The sequence below is a fragment of the Microcoleus sp. B3-D2 genome (genome assembly GCF_036705345.1).
Classification (GTDB): Bacteria; Cyanobacteriota; Cyanobacteriia; order Cyanobacteriales; family Microcoleaceae; genus Microcoleus.
Window position 1 is genome coordinate 35294 of record NZ_JAUBUG010000002.1, and the last position, 17752, is coordinate 53045.

The 17752-nt window shown below is 47.9% G+C and carries 15 protein-coding genes; 7 read left to right on the plus strand and 8 right to left on the minus strand.

What is annotated here, in order from left to right; all coding sequences use genetic code 11:
* Positions 1–154: 154 nt before the first annotated feature.
* Entirely contained in the window at positions 155–1087 is a 933-nt protein-coding gene (locus QUB14_RS01145) for a DNA-formamidopyrimidine glycosylase (protein ID WP_333214272.1), read from the minus strand.
* A 2-nt stretch (positions 1088–1089) separates the two neighbouring features.
* Positions 1090–1473: a photosystem I reaction center subunit IV gene (locus QUB14_RS01150; protein ID WP_190738280.1), complete on the minus strand. Its 384-nt coding sequence runs from the start codon at positions 1471–1473 to the stop codon at positions 1090–1092.
* A gap of 286 nt (positions 1474–1759) precedes the next feature.
* Here QUB14_RS01150 and QUB14_RS01155 point away from each other — a divergent pair, with 286 nt between their 5' ends.
* Positions 1760–2590: a dihydrofolate reductase family protein gene (locus QUB14_RS01155; RefSeq protein WP_333214275.1), complete on the plus strand. Its 831-nt coding sequence runs from the start codon at positions 1760–1762 to the stop codon at positions 2588–2590.
* A 279-nt stretch (positions 2591–2869) separates the two neighbouring features.
* Positions 2870–4066: a GNAT family N-acetyltransferase gene (locus tag QUB14_RS01160; protein WP_333214277.1), complete on the plus strand. Its 1197-nt coding sequence runs from the start codon at positions 2870–2872 to the stop codon at positions 4064–4066.
* Between the two features lie 354 nt (positions 4067–4420).
* Here the strand turns inward: QUB14_RS01160 and QUB14_RS01165 are convergent, their stop codons facing one another.
* Together QUB14_RS01165 and QUB14_RS01170 are read right to left on the minus strand one after the other, a co-directional pair.
* Positions 4421–4999 (minus strand): hypothetical protein, encoded by a 579-nt coding sequence (locus QUB14_RS01165; protein WP_333214279.1) that lies wholly within the window; start codon positions 4997–4999, stop codon positions 4421–4423.
* Positions 5000–5180: 181 nt separating this feature from the next.
* Positions 5181–6545, minus strand: a complete 1365-nt coding sequence (locus tag QUB14_RS01170) for an ATP-binding protein (protein ID WP_333214281.1) — start codon at positions 6543–6545, stop codon at positions 5181–5183.
* A 261-nt stretch (positions 6546–6806) separates the two neighbouring features.
* On the opposite strand from QUB14_RS01170, the gene QUB14_RS01175 reads away from it, so the two are divergent.
* The 5 genes from QUB14_RS01175 (at position 6807) to QUB14_RS01195 (ending at position 11788) form a co-directional block, all read left to right on the plus strand.
* Positions 6807–7652: a M48 family metalloprotease gene (locus QUB14_RS01175; RefSeq protein WP_190659666.1), complete on the plus strand. Its 846-nt coding sequence runs from the start codon at positions 6807–6809 to the stop codon at positions 7650–7652.
* 112 nt (positions 7653–7764) lie between these two features.
* Positions 7765–8238: a tryptophan-rich sensory protein gene (locus QUB14_RS01180; protein ID WP_333214283.1), complete on the plus strand. Its 474-nt coding sequence runs from the start codon at positions 7765–7767 to the stop codon at positions 8236–8238.
* 226 nt (positions 8239–8464) lie between these two features.
* Positions 8465–10333: an ATP-dependent zinc metalloprotease FtsH4 gene (gene ftsH4 / locus QUB14_RS01185; RefSeq protein ID WP_333214285.1), complete on the plus strand. Its 1869-nt coding sequence runs from the start codon at positions 8465–8467 to the stop codon at positions 10331–10333.
* 309 nt (positions 10334–10642) lie between these two features.
* Positions 10643–11086 carry a Tse2 family ADP-ribosyltransferase toxin gene (locus tag QUB14_RS01190; protein WP_333214287.1) on the plus strand — a complete coding sequence of 148 codons (444 nt, stop codon included), beginning with the start codon at positions 10643–10645 and terminating at the stop codon, positions 11084–11086.
* 30 nt (positions 11087–11116) lie between these two features.
* Positions 11117–11788, plus strand: a complete 672-nt coding sequence (locus tag QUB14_RS01195) for a hypothetical protein (RefSeq protein WP_333214289.1) — start codon at positions 11117–11119, stop codon at positions 11786–11788.
* A 91-nt stretch (positions 11789–11879) separates the two neighbouring features.
* On the opposite strand, the gene QUB14_RS01200 is transcribed toward QUB14_RS01195, so the two are convergent.
* The 4 genes from QUB14_RS01200 to hemE all read right to left on the minus strand — a co-directional run bounded on the left by QUB14_RS01200 (position 11880) and on the right by hemE (position 17560).
* Positions 11880–12776: a M48 family metalloprotease gene (locus tag QUB14_RS01200; RefSeq protein ID WP_333214291.1), complete on the minus strand. Its 897-nt coding sequence runs from the start codon at positions 12774–12776 to the stop codon at positions 11880–11882.
* 304 nt (positions 12777–13080) lie between these two features.
* Positions 13081–14673: a B12-binding domain-containing radical SAM protein gene (locus QUB14_RS01205; RefSeq protein ID WP_333214293.1), complete on the minus strand. Its 1593-nt coding sequence runs from the start codon at positions 14671–14673 to the stop codon at positions 13081–13083.
* A gap of 447 nt (positions 14674–15120) precedes the next feature.
* Positions 15121–16086, minus strand: a complete 966-nt coding sequence (locus QUB14_RS01210) for an NAD(P)-dependent oxidoreductase (RefSeq protein ID WP_333214295.1) — start codon at positions 16084–16086, stop codon at positions 15121–15123.
* 409 nt (positions 16087–16495) lie between these two features.
* Positions 16496–17560, minus strand: coding sequence for a uroporphyrinogen decarboxylase (gene hemE, locus QUB14_RS01215; protein WP_190659684.1), 1065 nt, complete (start codon positions 17558–17560; stop codon positions 16496–16498).
* Positions 17561–17752: the final 192 nt, after the last annotated feature.

Genomic DNA, 17752 nt, shown 5'->3' on the forward strand with positions numbered 1-17752 from the left:
TCGCTTAACAGGATTTCCCACCTGTTCTACCATAGTTCAATATTCTTGGGCGCTGGGTGCCCCGCCCGCCCCTGACAGCCTTATGGACAATGGTGCAAGATATCAGTTCTTCCTTCTTCCTTCTTCCTTCTTCCTTCTTCCTTCTGTCTTCCGCTTATTGCTGGCACGCGGGGCAAAAATGAGTCGATCGCCCTGCTAATTTTATACGTTCGATGGTTGTCGAGCAAGTGCGACAGGGTTGACCGGCGCGATTGTACACCCAAGCGACGCCGCCGTAGTTGCCGTTGATACCTTGGACGTTGAGAAAATTGCTAAAAGTCGTGCCGCCGGATTCGATCGCCTTCTGTAAAACTTGAATAATAGCTGTATGGATGCGCCCAATTTGCTCTGCGGTCAAATCCGCGCACAGAGTTGTAGGCATCACTCCCGACAAAAACAAAGTTTCGTCTGCGTAAATATTGCCCAAACCAGCTATCAGTGCCTGGTCTAGCAAAGCTGTTTTAATGGGTCGCGCCCGCCGGTGCAGCTTGCGGGCCAAATATTCTGTTGTAAACTCGTCGGAAAACGGTTCGGGGCCTAAGAGTTTGAGGCCGATGACTGTGCTGGAAACCTCGGTTTCTGCTGGCACATACCACATTTGCCCGAAGGTGCGCTGGTCTACAAACCGCAATTCTTGGTTTCCTTCAAAGAATAGCCGCACTCGCGCGTGTTTTTGCAGGGGTTCGGATCTGTTCACCCACAGCAGTTGCCCGGTCATCCGCAGGTGAACGCCCAACCAGCCGGCTTTTGAAGGAAGGAGGAAGGAAGAAGGAAGAGCGGAAGAGCTTGGAGTTCGATCCCTAAATTCTCCCCCTTTCCCTTTCTCCCTTTCTCCTTCAGGGAATTGAGATAGTTCTGCCAGTAGATATTTGCCGCGTCTGTACCAGCGGGCGATCGACTTTCCTTTGAGTTTTGTCAAAAAATCGGTCGCAGATATTGAGCGGGCGATGGTGCTGTTTAACAGCACGTCCCCGCCCAACATTTCTCGATCGAGGGTTGCTTGATTCAAACCCCGGCAAATAGTTTCAACTTCTGGCAGTTCTGGCACAATTAGCGTTGTTCTGTTCCTTGACCTTGAGGCGAACCTTGGACGGTGCCGGGGGTTTCGGAGCCCGCTTTGCTGTCGGCGGTAGTTTTCGGCTGCTGCGAGGGGCTACCCTGGCCGGTTTGCCGAGTTTTCTCGTCGAGCGTGGTTTGTTTGCCGCCGGAAGCTACTGGAGTCCCTGTTTTCGCTTTTGCTTTGGGTGCTGCCACTTCCACTAATTCGCTTTCGGCGTAGTTGTTGGTGTTGACGCCTGCATAATTTACGCTGTTAAAGCGAACGATAACTGGGTATTTAATGCCGCTTTGGTCTACCGTAGCAACGGTGCCCACTTCTTGATACCAGTAGGATTCTTTGCGGAGAATCCGGACTGTAGAACCGCGTTGAACCATGAGCTTTTTTTCCTTTGCGATGAATAAACGGATCAAGCCATTTTTTTTACTCTAGTCGATCGCGCGGCGCATTTAAAGTCTGCAACGGATTTTTTACTTCCCGCGCCGTTTTTTGTCGGCTGTTTGTAAAGAAAAGTAAATACTTTGGTAGAGCGATCGCTGAGGTTGCAAAATAAATAAACCCACATTATCCGTCAAATAAAACCAGTACGATCGAGTTGAAAACAAACTTTACAAATAGTTGTGAATTGCTACAGTTAAATGTTCTGCGAAATTCTGATAAGTCATGACTGAACCTCACGCAACAGTAATACTCGCGATCAGCGCAGACGGTAAAATTGCAGATGCAGTACGATCGCCCGCGAGATTCGGTTCTGCCAACGACAAAGCTCACCTCGAACAGCAAGTAGCAGCAAGCGACGCGGTTTTGTTCGGCAACGGCACGTTACAGGCTTATGGGACGACGATGAGAGTGATTTCGCCGGAATTGGTCAAACAGAGGGAACTGCAAGGGAAGCCCCCACAACCTGTGCAAATTGTATGTTCGCGATCGTCCCAATTTGACCCAAACTTGCGATTTTTCCAGCAACCGGTGCCTCGGTGGCTGCTGACGGGGCAAGACATTAGGGAAACGGCAATGCCGTCTCCGTACCCGACAAAAGACAGTAAGTTCGATCGCACATCTGGCACCATTCTCAAGAACGGGCAAGATGCCCGTTCCACAAAAGATGAGTTTTCTTGTGGAACAGGCATCTTGCCTGTTCATAAAAGGCTTATTGAGAATGGTGCAACATCTCAATTCGATCGAATTATCTATGCAAAAACCGCAGGTGGAGAGATTGATTGGATTGATGCGTTTCAACAGCTAGCAAGCTTCGGTATCACACGCTTGGCGATTCTGGGCGGAGGAAAACTGGTAGCCTCTGTGCTGGCTGCAGGCTTGGTAGACGAACTTTGGCTGACGGTGTGCCCGTTAATTTTGGGCGGCGCGGATGCACCGACGGCTGTTGAGGGAGAGGGTTTTTTGGCGGATGTAGCGCCGAAATTGGAACTGTTGGCGGTTAAACAGGTGGGACAAGAGGTATTTTTGCATTATCGGGTCGATCGAACTAACTGAAGCTCAAACGTACTCCGAGACTAGGGTTTGACGATTAAGCCCTCCGATCCCCCCTAGCCAAGGGCGGGCACGGGGGCACCGCCCCTACGAAGGGGGGAACCGGAGGCACTCAAAGTCCCCCAACAACCAGGGGGATTTAGGGGGATCGGGTTTCGGACAAAAGCGAGATTTGTGAGGTTTCAAGGTTCAGTTGACACCAGTTGCCATTCAGCTTTCCCAGCGATCGAATAATTGTATTAACTTAAATGAAGTTCGATCGCTCTACGCTCAAATCTCCCTATGCTGAAACAGCCAAAACCTGAATATTCTGTAGCCTGGATTAGCAAAATAGGCGAAATCCCGCAGGCGTCGTGGGATGCCCTGGCGATGCCACTAAAAACTCCTTTTCTGGAATGGGATTGGCTTAACAATCTCGAAATCTCGGGCAGTGCGACAGGTAAAACCGGTTGGCTGCCGCATCACTTGACTGTGTGGCGAGACAAACAGTTGATTGCTTGCGCGCCACTTTATGTCAAAAGTCACAGTTACGGGGAATTTGTATTCGATAATCAGTGGGCGGATTTAGCCCAACGTTTGGGTGTTCACTATTATCCCAAATTGATGGGAATGACGCCGTTTACTCCGGCTGAAGGCTATCGGTTTTTGATTGCCGAGGGAGAAGATGAAGACGAGTTAACCGGAGTAATGGTAAGCGCGATCGACCATTTTTGCGATCGCCACAATATCTCCGGCTGCAATTTCCTTTATGTCGATCCAGAATGGCGAGAAAGAATGGAACGCCACGGTTTCAGCAGTTGGCTGCACCACAGCTATATTTGGCAAAATCAAGGCTATCAAAATTTTGACAATTATTTAGGCGCATTTAATGCCAACCAGCGCCGCAATATCAAGCGCGAACGCAAAGCAGTCGATCAAGCTGGGTTGTTGATAAAAACGCTCACGGGCGATGAAATTCCCCAAGCCATGTTTGGTCAAATGTATGCTTTTTATGAGAATACTTGCGACAAATTTGGTTGGTGGGGAAGCAAGTATCTGACTAAGCGATTTTTTGAACAGTTGCACCACAATTATCGCGATCGAGTTTTATTTGTAGCCGCCTACGACAAGGAAGATGAGAGACAGCCGGTGGGTATGTCTTTTTGTTTGTATAAGGGCGATCGACTGTACGGGCGTTATTGGGGCAGTTTGCAGGAAATCGACTGCTTGCACTTCGATGCTTGTTACTATACGCCGATCGAATGGGCGATCGATCGGGGCATCCAAAGCTTCGATCCCGGTGCCGGCGGGCGGCACAAAAAACGGCGCGGCTTTCCAGCTACGCCAAATTATAGTTTGCACCGATTTTATAACAACCGTCTGGCCCAAATTCTCAAGTCTTATATCGGTCAAATCAACGAAAGAGAACAAGAAGAAATTGATGCAATCAACGAGGATTTACCTTTTACTAAGTTACCTCCGTTGTTACTCGGCGATTGACGGTTGACTGGGAATTTGGAATTGGAAATTGGGAATTACTAACAGCCCATCGGTGTCAACATAATACTAAAACCCTGTGTATAATCTCTCGTTTGTATCGAAGTTTCTATCCCCCTAAATTCCCCTTCTTAAGGGGGACTTTGAATGCTCTTCCCCTTTATTAATGGGAGTTAGAGGGGACGTAAGAACACTATTTCCCCCCCTTATTAAGGGGGGTTAGGGGGGATCGAAACTCAACTATAAACGATATTTATTATGGATTTTAGTCTTAAGTTGACACGAATGATAACAGTCAACCGTCAACAGTCAACAGTCAACCGTCAACCGTCAACCGTCAACCGTCAACCAATTAACCTAATTCACAAATACTCTCCCATCTTCCTGAATTTCCAGGGATTTTGTATCAGCGGCCACCTCAGTTGTCGCGCCGAAACTGACTTGCAACATTCCCGGCATCGCGGTTGCTTGGGGGCGAACCAGCACCAATCCGCCGTCTGGGCGCTGGTAAGTGAGGGTGATTGGCACTGGGAGGGTTTGAAGCAAAATTTCCGATTGTTCGCCCAGAGTGCGCGGCTGGGTAACGCCTACGATTTGATAATTGATGACAGCATTGGTGGTATTCACCAGTTTAATTACTATCCCGCCTTCGGCAGGCGTAACTCGCGCACTGGGCAGGGGAAAGCGGGGAGGCGCGTCTGTGGGTGTAGATGGCATCCCGCTGAGGCCCGGACTCGCAGCCGGAGTTGGTTGGCTGACGGGTTCTTCAGTGGCTGCGGGAGTCTCTGAGGGAGTCTCTGCGGGTTGGGAAACGGGTTTTCCTTGTTGGGGCGGTGGGCCGCCGGCCTGGGAAAGTGTTGCGAGACTAACGAGTAAACCTCCGCAGGTGGCTGCTAGCAAGCTGATTTTTTTTAACGGTAGATTGTGGCGAAACATAAATAACTCCTCACAAGTTCGATCGAGGTTTTCCAACAAAGTTCATGTTAATCTATGCGTGAATTGAATTTTAATAGGTGGGTTTGGGCCAGAGGTAAGAAGAATCAGGCTTGAGGGGTAGATTTTTTTTTAACCGCAGAGGGCGCAGAGGGCGCAGAGGAGGAGGGGAAGAGAGGAATTTTTAGAGGTGAGATGCTTCTGATTTGTGGGCGGGGAGGGTGACGGTAACGGCGGTACCTCGATCGACTTGGCTGTCAATGCGGATTTGGCCGCGGTGATTTTCGACAATTGCTTTGGCGATGGCTAATCCTAAACCGGAACCGGCGGCGCTGCGGTGGGTGCGGGCGGGATCTGCGCGGTAGAATCGATCGAACAAATGCGGCAGGGCTTCTGCGGAAATTCCGATGCCGGTGTCTGTTACTTTTATTTGCAGCGCTGGATTTAACATCGCCGAATTTCTTTTGTTTTTAGCTGCAAGCTGCAATTCTACTTGAATTTGACCGCCAGAGGGGGTGTACTGCACGGCGTTGCTGACGAGATTGGTAAAAAGTCGGGCTAATTGATCCCAGTCTCCCAACAGTGTAAAGTTGTCCTCAGCGTTGGGCAGATCGACAATTTCCAAAGAAAGAGAGAGATTTTGGGTAGTGGCGATCGCCTGTTGTTCTTCAATTACCTCCATCAGCAAAGCATCGAGAGGAACCTCAATCCACTGCTGCTGCACGATACCGCTATCTTGTCTGGCTAAAAACAACAAATCCTCAACCAAGCGCCCCAAACGGCGGGTGAGGCGTTCGATAACTTGTAGTTGTTGATGCTGCTGCGGTTCGATATCCGGTTCCGCTAAAGCTACTTGGACGTTAGTTTGAATAGTGGCGATCGGATTTCGGAGTTCGTGAGAAGCATCAGCGGTAAACTGTTTGAGACGCCCGTAAGACTCTCGCACGGGTGCCATCGCCAATCCCGACAGCAGCCAGCCAATAGCTGCAACGCAAATTAGAGTTAAACTCGCGCCCAAAATCAAATCGAGAATTAATTGGCGGATGGGTTTTGTCACTTCAAACCAAGGATGGCTGACTCGCAAATATCCCAGAACTTGGCGTCCGATTTGTACTCGCTGCGTTACTTGTCTGAGGGAGTAGTTTTGATCGGACTGCAACTTATTATTAATTATCCAAACTGTTTCGCCGGTGCGGTTAGCGTGAATGGGAATATTCAACGGTTCCAATAATGTAGACCACAGCAATTCGCCCGTAGGACTGAACCATTCTAAATCAATGTGGTCGTCTTCTACTGCATCGGTGCTATCTGGAAAACTGGCTTGAATATTAACTTGCCACTTATTTTTATCTTTGATAGTAGGGAAACTTAGCGGTTCGATAACGAGAGTTCGCTCTATTACTTCGACAACATGATTGAGGGTGTCATCAATGCGATCGATCAAAGTAGTGCGGACGTAGAAATAGAAACCAGTGGCGAATACAAGTAACAATACAGCAGTAACGGCAGTGTACCAAATAGCGAGGCGGCGGCGGGTAGCTTGAAACATATTGCGAAAGAAGTTCGGCAACGGATTGTGTAATCGATTCAACAGATTTAACCGATTTAATAACTATAACCTTCTTCTATTATCTTCTTCTCTTCTTCTCTTCCTTCGTGCCCTTCGCGCCTTCGCGGTTCGTTAAAAAAAGCTTTGTTGGCAAATTATCTCAAAAAACTCTAACAACTTTCCATTCTTGATACTTCAGACAGATGTGGAGGTAGCTGTCACCCTAGTATTCTAATCGCGAAACTTTTTAGGTAAAAGTCTGTGACAAAATTTTTATTCAGGGCCGCGATCGGGCTGTTAATGGCATTTTTTGGGGCAATTACCTATTTTACAAACGACGTACAAAATCCGGTAACTGGAGAGAGACAGCGGGTGCAGCTTTCTCCCCGCCAAGAGATAGTTTTGGGATTGCAGGCGCGAGATCAAATGGCCGCCAAGCACGGGGGGCTTTATCCCAGCGAGAGTATTCAGCAGTATATCGATCGAGTCGGCGAACGAGTTGTCAACAGTTCGGCGGCGAAACAAGCGGGTTATCCGTTTGAATTCCACCTGCTGCGAGACCCCCAAACTGTCAATGCTTTTGCTTTACCGGGGGGACAAGTTTTCATTACCGCCGCACTTCTGCAGCGCCTGAATTCCGAGGCTCAGTTGGCTGCTGTACTGGGGCACGAGGCCGGTCACGTGGTGGGCCGGCACGGTGCGGAACACTTGGCAAAGCAGCAGTTGGGCAGGGCTTTGGTAACGGCGGTTGGGGTGGCTACTAGCGACGAGCGCGGGGGCGGCCAGCAGGCAGCATTAATTGCTCAAGCTGTCAATCAAGTTGTCGGTTTGCGGTACGGTAGGTCTGATGAACTTGAGAGCGATCGGCTCGGTTTTCGGTTTATGACGGAGGCGGGTTACGATCCTAGAGCTATTGTTGAGGTGATGCAAATTCTCGGTGCCGCTAGGAAGGGCGAAGCGCCACCGGAGTTTTTGAGTTCTCACCCCAACCCTGAAAACCGAGTTGAAAAGTTGCAAGCTTTAATCGCGCAAAATTACCCGAACGGAATTCCAGCTAATTTGGTGTCTGGACGTGAAGAGTTTGCTAAGAATTTGTCTGGCGGTTAGCGATAATTGCATCGGGCTTTACAAAAGTTATTACTAAAGGCGGATCTAAGTTCGGCTTGGATTTGACACGATCAAGTTAATGAGCGATCGAGCAATTTGAAAGTTGAAAACCATGATCGAATCTTGGATGATTATCGGCGGCGTGACTTTCTCAGTCGCCTTCGGCACTCTGTTTTTTAAACTCCGCGATATTAACTGGGCCGTCAAACTTCAAAGACCGGATTGGATGTTTTTTGAGCCTGCTATTCCATTAATTTGGACGGTGATTTTTGCTTGCGGGGCCGGCAGCGCTACTTTCGTGTGGGAACAGGAGCCAGGGAGCGTTAAAACTTGGCTGCTGATGGCTTTGTACTTGCTTTTAGAAATTGTCACAGTTGCTTATATTCCTGCTACTCTCAGAGCCAAAAGTCTCAAAGTAGGGACAATTTTGGGAGGGGCTGGCGAGATTGTGGGATCTGTGTTGACGTTGGCTGTGTTGCCGATTTCTCAAACCGCGGCTTTGTTACTTTTGCCTTACGTGATTTGGGGTGCGATCGGCACTTATACTACTTGGGAAATGATTCAATTAAACCCAGAAGCGGCATAAATATTCGGTGATCTTCGGCGCACCCTACATACTATAACGCTCTTCTCTTCCTTCGTGTCCGTAGCATCTTCGCGGTTCGTTAAAAAAAGCATTGTTAATAATAGCAAATCCGTGCTAGCGGGTTAACCCACCCGAGAAAGTGAGGAAATCCGCTTAACATTGTCTGCCTAGTTAATGAGAAAATAGATGAATAAAACTGCTTTAAATCAAAGGATGACAGCTATCAATGGCCATTAAAGACCAGCCCCAACCACCTCGTTTTCGACAAATTAGCAATGTCTTGTTATTGCTCTCAAGTTTGTTCCTGTTGGCAAACATCTTTTTACCGAATTTGTTCGGCCCCCAAATTCCCCAAGTGCCTTACAGCTTGTTCGTCCATCAGGTTCAAGAACAAGATGTAGTCCGAGCTTCGGTAGGCCAAAATGAAATTCGCTACCAACTAAAAGGCGAAGGAGACCAACCCGGTCAAGTGCTGTCAACTACGCCGATTTTTGACCTGGAACTTCCTAAACTTTTGCAAGAAAAAGGCGTTGAATTTGCGGCAACTCCCCCTGCCAAAAATGGCTGGATCGGGAGTGTTTTAAGCTGGGTGGTTCCGCCGCTGATTTTTGTGGCGATTTTTCAATTTTTCATGAACAGGCAGGGTGGCGGGCCTCAGGGTGCGCTCTCCCTCGGCAAAAGCAAAGCTAAGGTCTATGTAGAAGGCGAATCGGCGAAAATTACTTTTGCTGATGTGGCTGGAGTAGAAGAAGCTAAAACTGAATTAGTCGAAGTTGTTGAATTCCTGAAAACCCCTGACAGATTTACGGCAATTGGCGCGCGAATTCCGAAAGGCGTGCTGTTAGTCGGGCCTCCGGGAACTGGCAAAACTCTGTTAGCAAAAGCAGTGGCTGGTGAAGCTGGCGTACCGTTTTTTAGCATCTCCGGTTCGGAGTTTGTGGAACTGTTTGTAGGTGTTGGTTCTGCAAGAGTTAGAGATTTATTCGAGCAGGCTAAGAAACAGGCTCCTTGTATTATTTTCATTGATGAATTGGACGCGATCGGCAAATCTCGTAGCAGTAACGCTAGCTTCGGCGGGAATGACGAACGCGAACAAACTCTCAATCAATTATTAACTGAAATGGACGGTTTTGCGGCGGGCAATACTACGGTAATTGTGCTGGCTGCAACGAACCGCCCAGAAAGTTTGGATGCTGCTTTGTTGCGCCCTGGCCGTTTCGATCGCCAAGTTTTAGTCGATCGCCCGGATTTATCTGGCCGCGAAGAAATTTTGAACATTCACGCTCAAAAAGTGAAGTTGGGCCCGGATATTAATTTGAAGGCGATCGCCACTCGTACCCCCGGTTTTTCCGGCGCAGATTTGGCAAATTTGGTGAATGAAGCTGCTTTGTTGGCGGCACGCAACAAACGCCTAACTGTAGCACAGGAAGACTTTGCAGAGGCGATTGAACGCATCGTGGCTGGCTTGGAAAAGAAAAGCCGCGTGCTCAATGAAAAAGAGAAAACGATCGTTGCTTATCACGAAGTCGGACACGCAATGGTGGGTGCTCTGATGACTGGTAATGGCGAAGTTGCGAAAATCTCGATCGTCCCTCGCGGTATGGCTGCTTTGGGTTATACTTTGCAGTTACCGACTGAAGACCGTTTCTTGTTAGATGAGTCGGAGTTGCGGGGTCAAATTGCGACTTTGTTGGGCGGGCGATCTGCTGAGGAAGTGGTGTTTGGTAGCATTACTACTGGCGCTTCCAACGACTTGCAAAGGGCGACGGATTTAGCTGAACGGATGGTGACAACTTACGGGATGAGTAAGGTGTTGGGGCCTCTAGCTTACGATCGAGGTCAACAATCAATGTTCCTCAACGATGGTATGGGAAATGCCCGCCGTGCGGTAAGTGCTCAGACTGCTGAGGCGATCGACCAAGAAGTGAAGGAAATTGTCGAAACTGCACATCAGCAAGCTTTGGATATTCTGAAAGCAAATCGGGAATTGTTGGAAACAATTACGCAGAAACTGTTGGAAACTGAGGTGGTGGAAGGTGATGCACTTCGCGAATTCCTCCGTCAAGTGCGGCCTTTAGATAAGGTTGCGGCTTGAGTTTAATAGGGTTTAATTAAACCGCAGATGAACGCAGATGGTTCCAAATCATCTGCGTTTTGCGATCGCACTCCACAATGAGCCGACTGAAACAGACAACGGCAAACGGACAAACCCGCGTTTGTGCGATCGCAAGTAATCGTATTAAGGGAGAGCAATCATAGGGTGCTCTCCCTGATACTCAAATCAAAATAAATGAGCAGTGACATCTCACGAATTAGCTGCAAAAACAAAGAGTGATCGCATCCAACCAATGCAGCAATTACATTATGATTGGTCTGGCGATCGAGTTGGGCAGATAAAAGGCTAATGGCAAGACTCTATTATCGAGGCATGACAGAAGAAAACGGTAAACCCAAAATTGGGCCCAACGCCCGGCGACTGGGAGTCAGACCCAGTAGTGACATTGAGGTTGAGCAAGTGCCCAAAGGCTGGTTGGATGAACAAGGTTATTTACTACCAGAAACAGAACGCAAGTCTTCAGAGGAGTCTGTCACTGTAGCCATTAGAAACACAAAAGGAATGTCTGTATCCCTCTCTATCGAAGGCTTACCACAATCCCGCAAACCCCCAAAATTTGGCGGAACAGGAAAAGATCCTCTTTGGCAGATTGACGACAGCAAGATCGTCGGAGATATTGAAGCTGTGCAAGATAGTCCAACTCATGTCAGTATTTTGCCAAGCGCTACAATGCTTTTAGAGAAATATGAAGCAGCCCTGGCCCAGACACAGAGCGAATGGAAGAAAGTTTGATAGTTTAATTTACTCAACGGGAGAACAGCAATGGCATGGGTGTTTAGCTTATCGGCTGAATGTGGCACAAAGCAATCGGAAGCACAGCAATTTGCTCAATATTTCAATAAAAGTTTCTACGTGCTCTCAAACGGTAGAGTTTCCCAATGTCGGGCAGAAATTTTTCAGGATATAGAAGAAAATTGGTGGTGTCGAGTTTGTCCAAGTGGGATCAGTGAGATTGGCATTGATACTCCAGAAAGTGCTTATTTAATGACGGAAATAGGTAGATTTCTGTATCTACGTTTGCGGTTTGCTCCACCGTTTCGGTATGCTTTAGTTGGTATGGAAGTAGATGAGTTTAGAACCTACAGCGAATTGATTGAAGAGCCTGGCTTGGCTTTTCCTGGATTGGTTTTAGCTGAAGCTGTTTGGCAAGCAACGGGAGCATCTTCGGTTTTTCAATCGTTCAGTCTCGGATATGTTTGGAAGCCCTATGAAGCTGAAGTTTATAGACCACTACTAGCATCACCGGACTTAAAGAACAAGCCTGATGAATTGCTGCGTGGGGTAAATCCTTTCAATAAAGGCATCACGCCTCATAGTAAAGACAAAACTGTGCGATATTTACGGCCAAAACGATCGCCCTTTACCTATCGAAATCACAGTCCGATATTTACGGAAAAAGCGATCGCCATTCACCTATCGAAATCTAAGAATTAGTCGCTTCATACAGCGAGCATTACAAACAAACATAAACCCGGCTGCTTCAAAACACCGGGTTTCTAAATATTGTTGCTGCATTTTTGACCGATTAAATTCCGGGCACGTAAGCCATAACTGGAGTACCTTGCTGCTGCTGCGCGATTTCCAAAAGGCGTTGAATCCGCTCCTCTGTCGGCGGGTGAGTGCGGAAAAGTGACTGCAAACCTTTAGTCGAAAAAGGATTCACAATCAGCAGCGGCGACATCGCAGGATTGCCGTGCATGGGAATTTCATGACCCAGTTTCTCCAATTTTTGCAGGGCGTTTGCTAAGCCGATCGGGTTATTGGTAATTTCCACCGCACCGCTGTCGGCTGCAAATTCCCTCGTCCGAGAAATCGCCAATTGAATTACGGTTGCTGATAGCGGTGCTAAAATGATTAAAAACAGCAAACCAAACGGATTCGCGCCTTGTCTGCTGTCCCGCGTTACCGGGCCGTAAAGCGCTCCAAAAGTCAGAATTCGCCCGACAAATGTAATCGCACCGGCAATTGTGCCTGCAACTGCTTGAGTGAGTGTGTCGCGGTTGCGGATGTGGGTAAGTTCGTGCGCTAAAACCCCTTCCAATTCTTCGCGGGAAAGCAGCTTGATGATGCCTTCAGTAACTGCTATTGTCGCGTGTTCCGGGTCTCTTCCTGTTGCGAATGCGTTCGGAGATTGAGTGGGAACTAGAAATATTTTCGGCACCGGAATTTGGGCTTTTTCGCTCAGCGATGCTACCATATCGTAGATTTCTGGTGCTTCGCTGCGGGCGATCGGCTGAGCGCGGTAAGCCATTAACGCGGCGGTGTCGGAATAGTACCAAGAGCTAAAACTTGAGAAGGCGGCTAGCGCTAAACCGATGTAAAGTCCTTGCTCGTTGCCGATTAAATAATAACTTCCTAAAACGAGAAGGCCGCTTAGAAGTCCTAAGAGAGCGGCTGTTCTGAGTTGATTGGTTCCTAGCATGGCGGGTTGAGGGCGATCGCTATTTTGATATTTTTTATCTTGTAATTAGATTTTCATAACTGCGGGCGATCGCGCCTCTATCTGCCGAAATAACTGCTCCCGCCAATAGTAGTATTTCAAGTTTTCAGTCAGAAACTGGGAATGCTTCGGGAGGCTCTCTCGCCTGCTCTCAAGAGGTTGCTGAGCCGCAGGATATGACATTTCCAGCCAGAACCTGGAAACGAGATTAAAAACCAAATAAACGCAGACAATCTTACATTCATCTGCGTTTGTCTGCGTTTATCTGCGGTGGAATTCTCCAACCCTAAACCGCTTGCACTTGCTTTTCCTCAACAGCAACAGGTTCTTGATATACAGTTTGAGACTCATTAGCCAAAAAGTCGGCTAATTGAGCTTCGATTTCATCCCGCACAATCTGGCGGTATTCCAGGAAATGCTCGTTGTGAGCACACACTGTTAAATAATGATCCCAAACCGCAGGATTGCGCTTGAGAATGCTGAACAAATGATGCCAGAACTTCCACCGAGTTTTGCGCTTGACTCCTTGCCGCCAAACCACAGTTAGCAATGCTCGCAAATCGATCCAACTGGGAATTCTTGCAGGTATATTTGCTGTAGGTGCACCCAACATCAAGAAATGGCGATAAGTCCGGTCTAAATATTTCTCAGCATCGTACACTTCGCAGAATGCCTCGACATATTCGCGGGCAATATCTTCGAGAGGCCGCGTCGGGATAAAGTTCATCAAAGTAGTCTGGTTGAGGTTGCCAGATTTGTCGCGCAACCGCCCTTCTTTTGCTAGTCTGTGAGACAACGCAGTGTGCGGCAAAGCTTGCAGCATTCCAAAGGTTGTGCTCGGAATGGCGGCTGCTTCGGCAAACTGGACAATCCGCTGACCGGCACCGGGTTTTTCGCCGTCAAATCCGATGATGAATCCGGCCATTACTCGCAAACCGGATTTGGCAATTAACTCTACGGATTCGATCAGGGAATTGCGGGTATTTTGGAATTTTTTCGTCATTTGCAGGCTTTCTTCATCGGGAGTTTCAATCCCTAGAAAGACTGCATTGAAATTGCAAGCAACCATCATGTCCATCAATTCTTGGTCTTGGGCTAAATCGATGGATGCTTCTGTGTTGAAAGTAAACGGGAATTTGTGTTCTTCTTGCCAAACTTTTAAGTCTTTTAGCAACAGTTTGACGCTGCGTTTGTTGCCGATAAAGTTGTCGTCTACCATGAACACGCCGCGCCGCCAGCCCAAGTTGTAGAGACAGTCTAATTCTGCTATCAATTGTTGGGGATTTTTGGTGCGGGGTTTGCGACCGTAGAGGACGATGATGTCGCAGAATTCGCACTGGAAGGGACAACCTCGGGAAAATTGAATCGACATCGAGTCGTAGGCGTCTAATTCCAGCAAATCGAAGCGGGGAACGGGGGTTGTGGTAACATCGGGTTTTACGCCGTCCGATCGATAAATTCCGCTTTTTTCGCCACGCCCTATGGCTTCGACGAACATCGGCAAGGTGATTTCGCCTTCGTCGAGAATCAGGTAATCTATGCCCGCTGCTTGAGGTTCTTCGGGTACGGAAGTGGGGTAGGGGCCGCCGCAAGCTACGGATTTACCGCGCCGTTTTGCTTCGCGAATGATGTCTAGCAAATCTTCTTTTTGGACAATCATTGCGGACAGAATAACGAGCTCTGCCCATTCCCATTCTGCTTCGGTGATTTGTCTGATGTTGCGATCGACTAACTTAAATTCCCATTCTTGGGGTAAAATAGCTGCTACCGTTACCAAACCCAGCGGTGGTAGCAGCACTTTACGATCGACTAATTCTAAAATTTTCTCGTAAGACCAAAATGTTTTCGGAAACAGCGGGTAAACTAGAAGAACTCGCATTATATGTTAAACCTCACATCAGTAAACAACTTGCGATCGGGCTGGCGTGTTTGAGAGTTCGATCGACTCTCAAGACTTAATGTTAAGGCTAAAATTACGATCTTGCACTCGATCAAATATCTGGCGAGGGGTGACACCCCCTAAGCCACACACAATGAGCGCAATTTTTAGCTTGCAGTTCCCTGTTAAAGTTTGCAAATGCTGATATCTTATCGTATTTGACCCTTAATTGACGATAATCGCATTTAAAAAGCATAGGATTAAGGCAAAAAAGAACTTGAAACAGTAAATTAGTCATTTGGTGTGCACGGATCACCCTACATTACTCGTTTGGTGCCCATTCCTTCTTCCCTCGAACCTCTTCCTTATTCCTGACATCCGTTACATCCGTTACATCCGTTACATCCGTTACATAATCCGTTGCCGAACTTCCCTCTTCCTTCTCCCCTAATTTGAATCTTTGCCCGGAATCCCGCTAGTTTTTAACATATCGGCCACTGTGCCGCAGTAACTCGGCATTCCTATGCTTTCGGGATTCACAAGATTTTGATAGGTAAAATGGCGGTAGCTGATGCAAAATCTATCCCAAGCAGCCACCTGAATTCGGAACAGCCAAATAAAGAAATCGGCCAGCCAAGGTGACAGAGTAATGCGAAAAAATATATTTTTATTCAAATACTGGCAAGCTTGTTCTACCACTTCATTAGCTGTAATCGCCGGATTTCCTAGCACAAAATGTCGCGGTTCCTCGGAAGCCGGCGGATGTTCAACTAAATAATTAACTACTTTGGCAATATCTGCGCCGTGGATGAAGTGAAAACTGCCATCTGCCTTAAACCAGCGAATCAAACCAATCCATTTTGCGACAAGTGGCAAGCCCGATGACAAGTGAGAGACGGGTTTTTCTGCGTCTCCTCCCAATACTAATGTGGGGTAAAGTGCAGTAATCGGAGGCACATTTGTCAAGGCTGACAAATGCACCATGCAGTTGTATTTTGAGCGAATATAATCTGTCCCCAGTTCCCCGGCTTCTTTGAGCAAATTGTTGTCTCGACCGAGAATACTGGCAGTTGAAAAATAAATTACTTGCTGGCAAGTCTGTGGCGAAAGTAGTTGAATTAGGCGGAGAGTTTTGGTTACGTTAACGTCAAACACTTCTTGAGTCCCTCCCCAAGCAGTGGCAGCTAAAATTGCGACATTTATTGTTTGCAGAAGTTCGGCGTGTCGATCGATATCTCGCATATCGCCTTGTATTATATGGATGCCGGGGCGGGCTTTCCAGTCAAATTTTAATTTTTCTGGGTTGCGAACTAATAAGTAAAGTTCGTGGTTTGTTTCTTGAATCAAAGTTTCGGCCATGTAGTGACCGATACAGCCACTTGCACCCGTCACAAAAATTTTTTTGGAGTTCATTTTGCCGCAGGGGAAGAGGGAGGATTTGACGCTTTTTCGACGGTAGGGAGACGGCATGGCCTATTAGTGTCAACTTAAACCTAAAGTCCATGAGGAATATCCCTTTTATTCGAGTCCAGATCCCCCTAAATCCCCCTTAAGAAGGGGGACTTTGAGTGCTTCATGTCCCCCCCTTATTAAGGGGGGTTAGGGGGGATCTAGACTTTGATACAAACAAGAGAGACGGTCGGTTTTACGTTAAGTTGACACTAATGGACTCTTGGAGTGTCCTACAACTATCAGGTGCAATTAACCGGATTCGCTCCGATTATATAATCTTTTTCCACGGTAGGGATACGCCATTGCCGTATCCCCACCAATATCAGGTGCAATTAACCGGATTCGATCGAATTCTACAATCGAAATCAAATTAAGCAGCAACTGCAAGCAATTTGTCGGCTTGTTTTGCGGTTTCAAAGAAGAAACGCACGTTATCTTCGGGAGTTCCCGGTAAGACGCCGTGTCCCAAGTTGAGGATGTGTCCGCGAGGACCGGCTTTGCGAATTGTATCAAGAATTCGATCGCGAATAAACGGTTGAGAACCAAACAACACGCCCGGATCGAGATTTCCTTGAACGTTCATATTCGGGCCCAAACGTCGGCGCGCGTCGGCCATGTCAACAGTCCAATCGACGCTGACGATATCCGCGCCGGATGTTGCCATACGTTCGAGGATGCCGGCACTTCCAGTGACTAACAGAATTAGCGGTGTGTCGGGATGGGTTTTTTTGACTTGCTCGAATACTTGCTTCTGGTAAGGTAAAGCGAAGGTGTCGTAGTCCTGCGGGGAGAGTTGGCCGGCCCAGGAGTCGAACATTTGCACTACTTGCGCGCCGCAGTCGATTTGATAGCGCACGTAAACGGCGATCGCATCGGCGAATTTCGACAGCAACTGATGCAGTAAAGTTGGATCGGAAAATGCCATGTTTTTGATGATGGCATAATCCTTAGAACCTTTACCCTCAACGGCATAGGCCGCCAACGTCCAGGGCGCGCCCACAAAGCCGAGCACGGTGGATTTGTTGCCGACTTCTTCGCGCAGGGATTTCAGGATAGTTTTGATAAACGGCAAGCTTTCTTCCGGGTTCAGCGGTTGCAGGTTGTCGATTTGCTGCTGAGTGCGAATGGGTGAGTGGATAATCGGGCCTTTGCCTTCGGCGATGTCCATGTCAATACCCAAACCCGGCATGGGTGTGACAATATCGGAAAACAGAATTACGCCGTCGGGTTGAAACGCGCGCCACGGCTGAAGGGAAACTTCGATCGCAACTTCGGGAATTTCGGAACGTTCGCGAAACGAGGGATACTTTTCTCGCAAATCTCGATAAGCCTTCATGTAGCGGCCGGCTTGACGCATCATCCACACGGGCGGGCGGTCTAGGGTTTCGCCGCGGGCTGCCCGCAACAACAAGGGAACTTCATTTAATGCCGACATTTTAACTTTTCTCTACCTTAGATATTTCAATGCCTTTGGTAGCTTACCACTGTGCGATCGTCCTTTTTGACAAAATCGTTGTGTGTACAAATGTGTATTTTGTCACTGCCACAGAAAGTGAGGCGATAGCCAGACATCGACTCGTATATAAAGGAGTGTATAAGTCCTGTGTATAGGCTCAGAAACCGGGTT